Raw genomic sequence first — 3,416 nt, forward strand, 5'->3', positions numbered from 1 at the left:
TACCTCGCCCACCCGGTCCCGCAGGGGCTTCCCCGCTGTTCCCCCTCCTCATTCACCCCGCCCCCGACCGATCCCGCATTCACCCCTATGCCGGCGGGAGGTGGATCCCGTCAGGGATCCCCGGCACCAGGGAGTATCGTATCGAGCTGGATAGAGTTCGGTGAATTCTAAACCCGGTATTAGTGATCACTAAACCCGGGTTTAGTGATCACTAATACCGGGTTTAGTTTGGGGGTGCAGGGCAGATGCGCTGGAGCCTTACAGTTAGGCTATCTGATGCTCGTCCGAGAGGCTGATGCTTAGGCAGGCGGATGGGTGGTTTCTCTTATCGCTCATCTCCGAAGTATAGGGAGCAGGCATCCTTGCGGATGCGTTACGCTGCTGATGGACGAGTCTCTAACGCGTCAGCCCTGCACATAAAAGAGAGGGACTCCTACCTCTCCCTGAAGAGCCGGAAGGCGATCCGGCTGCTGACCCAGCCCACGAGGAGGATGATCCCGCTCACTAAGAGGAGGTCGCCGATGCGGAGCTCCACCGGGTAGGCATCGATCAGCAGCAGGCTCGTGTCGCCGCCGAGCTTGAGCCAGCCCCAGGCGGCCTGGCTAAGCACCAATAGGACACCGGTGGTAAGGCCGATGACAAGACCGGTGAGGGAGAGCAGGTAGCTCTCCAGGTGGAGGATGCTGTCGATCGTGCTGGGGGTCGCCCCGAGAGAGAGGAGTACCTCGGTGTCCTCCCTCTTCTCCACGATCAAGAGGCCGAGGGTGGAGATAACGCTGAAGAGGCAGAGGATCAAGACGAAGACGAGCAGGAGGAAGGTGATCCACTTCTCGATCTCCAGCACGCGGTAGGCCTGGGGATTTTGCTCATAGATATCGAGGATCTTGTACCCCGGACCGATGGAGGAGGTGAGCTGACGATCCTCCGGGTGGTCGGTGGCGAGGTAGGTGACCCTATCCTCGCCGTACATCAGCAGCTCCCTCAGTAGCTCGATCGGGACGTAGATCGTCTGTTCGTCTGCCGACTCATCGTCCACCTGGAAGACTCCGTCCACGTAGAGATCTCGGGTGACGAAGCTCCGCTGCGGGAGGATCGTGGACATGCGCCCTAGTCGCTTGGGGAGGACGATGGTCAGAGGGGTCTGGTACCCCACGCCTGCACCCAGCTGTGCCGCTACACCCACGCCGAGTACAGCAGATGGGTACTCGGCACTCCCGGTGTAGAAGTCTCCTCCTACCAGGTGATCTGCTATGGGAACCACCCGGGGATAGAGGGAGTCTACGCCGAGGAGGGTCACCGGCATCGCATTCTCTCCACACTTGGCGAGTGCCTGCGTCTCGAGGACCGGCGCTGCAGTGATCCCCTCAGGGAGGGAGAGCGTGGTGGGATCGAAGTCCTGCCCGTCACCGCTGCGGATCTCTGTGGTGGGGCAGAGAGTGGCAAACTGGTCAGTCGTGAAGCGCTCGAAGCCATTGAAGACCGAGAGTGCCACCACCATCACCATCGTGATGATGGCGATGGCGGTGACGGAGACTATGGCGATCACATGTATGGCTTGTGTACTCTTTCGGGAGAAAAAGTACCTCCAGGCGATGAAGAGTGCCGTGCTTAGGCTTCTCGATCCAGAGCCCATAGTTGTCCTCTCCTACTTACTCCTCGTAGAGGCTGGAGATCCATCCCTCCGCCTCCTCGTCTCTCGTGTAGTCGTGTGTGGGATTGGCGTCCAGCAGTTCGTCGATCTTTCGGGCGTACTCCTCCGACCGATCGAGGTAGAAGTAGAGCTCCGGGATCACCCGCATGCGACTGGCGAGGCTGTTGCCGAGGTCGTAGCGGATGGTGGAGGTATTGGACTGGAGGGTCTTGAGGATCTCTGGCCCCTTAGCGTCGGGGAAGATACTCAGGTAGCAGCGAGCGGAACTGAGATCCGGTGCCAGTCTAACCTCGGTGACACTGATGATCACGCCGCGGGTCAGTCTCGTGTCGGCGAGGAGGAGCTCACTTAGCTCTTTCTGGATCATCCGTGCAGTGCGTGCGGTGCGTATGGGATTCATATCTTGTCTTTCTTATATATAAGTGTGAGACCATCACGGAGTGGGATCAGAACCTTCTCGACGGAGGGGTCCTCAGCGACTAAGTCATTGAAGGAGCGGAGCGCCATGGTCTGAGGGTCGTGGCTGTCGCTCTGCGCCACCTTGCCACCCCAGAGGGTGTTGTCTGCGATGAGGAGCGCCCCCGGTCTCATCGCTGGGACGATAAGGTGGTAGTAGTCGGGGTATCCCTTCTTATCCGCATCGAGATAGATCAGGTCGTAGAGGGAGAGATCCATAGATCGGAGCAGCTCCTTGGCATCGCCGATGAGGCTGGTCACCTTCTCGTGGATACCGGCCTCGCTGAGGCTCGATCGGATCACAGGCTCCATCTCGTCATTGACATCAATGGTGGTGAGGTGCCCTCCCTCTGGCAGTCCCTCCGAGAGGCAGTGGGTGGAGTAAGCGGCGTAGGTACCGAGCTCCAGCACCTCCCTGGCGCCGGTGATCCGAACCAGCATCCTCAGCAGTCGACCCTGTAGGTGCCCGCAATTCATCCGCGGGTACATCAGACGCTCGTCCGCCTCGCGAGTGAGGCGGGTCAGGATCTCAGGCTCACGGTCGGTATGTCGCTCGGCATACTCGTTGATCGCTAGCTCTCTGAGGTGCTCACTTACTGAAGCTATCGGCATGGAAGTCTGTGAAGTCTTTCATCCGGTACATCTCCAGGGTGTTCGTACCGATATGAGGACTGAGCATGCCACCGCAGTAGACGATCGTGTCATCGGTGGTGATCGTCCCCTTGTCGAGGAGATACTTGATCCCTCTCAGGAGGTAATGATGATTGTCTTCGCCATGCTCCTTGTCCTTCTCCAGATAGATGGCGTCGACGCCGTAGGAGAGTGAGAGCTGCCTTGCTACCGACTTGTGGGAGCAGAGTGCCAGGATGGGACGGTCACCACGATAGGAAGAGAGAGTGCGTGCAGTCCTGCCGGAGTAGGCATCGCTGATGATGGCGCTCACCTCGGGGAAGAGGGCGAGCGACTCCACGGCGCACTTGGAGAGATATCGGGTCAGGTCGGGACCCTGGTCGACGGTGCAGGTGAGCTCGGAGAAGCAGTGTGTCGGTGGGAGCTGCTCGGCAGCGCGGATGATCTTCGTCATCGTCCTGACCGCCTCCACGGGATACTTCCCATTAGCCGTCTCACCGCTGAGCATGACCGCATCGGTATTCATCATGATGGCGCTGGAGACGTCACTTACTTCGGCGCGGGTGGGGCGGGGGTTCTGGATCATCGTATGGAGCATCTGCGTGGCGACGATGACCGGCTTATTCTGATCGATACACATGTGGATGATTGACCGCTGGATGGTGGGGATATTCTCCAG

Annotated in this window: 4 protein-coding genes; all 4 read right to left on the reverse strand. The window is 59.3% G+C overall.

Features of this window, described 5'->3' with window-relative positions:
- Nucleotides 1-433: 433 nt before the first annotated feature.
- Nucleotides 434-1,633 (reverse strand): ABC transporter permease, encoded by a 1,200-nt coding sequence (locus tag Q0F21_RS06425; protein ID WP_297238427.1) that lies wholly within the window; start codon nucleotides 1,631-1,633, stop codon nucleotides 434-436.
- 16 nt (nucleotides 1,634-1,649) lie between these two features.
- Entirely contained in the window at nucleotides 1,650-2,051 is a 402-nt protein-coding gene (locus Q0F21_RS06430; protein WP_018107175.1) for a ribosome-binding factor A, read from the reverse strand.
- Nucleotides 2,048-2,719 (reverse strand): O-methyltransferase, encoded by a 672-nt coding sequence (locus Q0F21_RS06435; protein ID WP_297238429.1) that lies wholly within the window; start codon nucleotides 2,717-2,719, stop codon nucleotides 2,048-2,050. The genes Q0F21_RS06430 and Q0F21_RS06435 overlap by 4 nt, the downstream gene beginning before the upstream one ends.
- Nucleotides 2,697-3,416 (reverse strand): pyruvate kinase (locus Q0F21_RS06440; protein WP_297238431.1); only part of this gene is annotated, 720 nt, incomplete at its 5' end. The genes Q0F21_RS06440 and Q0F21_RS06435, both read right to left, overlap by 23 nt.

It is taken from the genome of uncultured Porphyromonas sp., from assembly GCF_934359325.1.
Classification (GTDB): Bacteria; Bacteroidota; Bacteroidia; order Bacteroidales; family Porphyromonadaceae; genus Porphyromonas_A.

Coding starts and splice junctions, on each gene's coding strand:
- Q0F21_RS06425 (WP_297238427.1), bottom strand. CDS start 1,633: ATGGGCTCTGGATCGAGAAGCCTAAGCACGGCACTCTTCATCGCCTGG.
- Q0F21_RS06430 (WP_018107175.1), bottom strand. CDS start 2,051: ATGAATCCCATACGCACCGCACGCACTGCACGGATGATCCAGAAAGAG.
- Q0F21_RS06435 (WP_297238429.1), bottom strand. CDS start 2,719: ATGCCGATAGCTTCAGTAAGTGAGCACCTCAGAGAGCTAGCGATCAAC.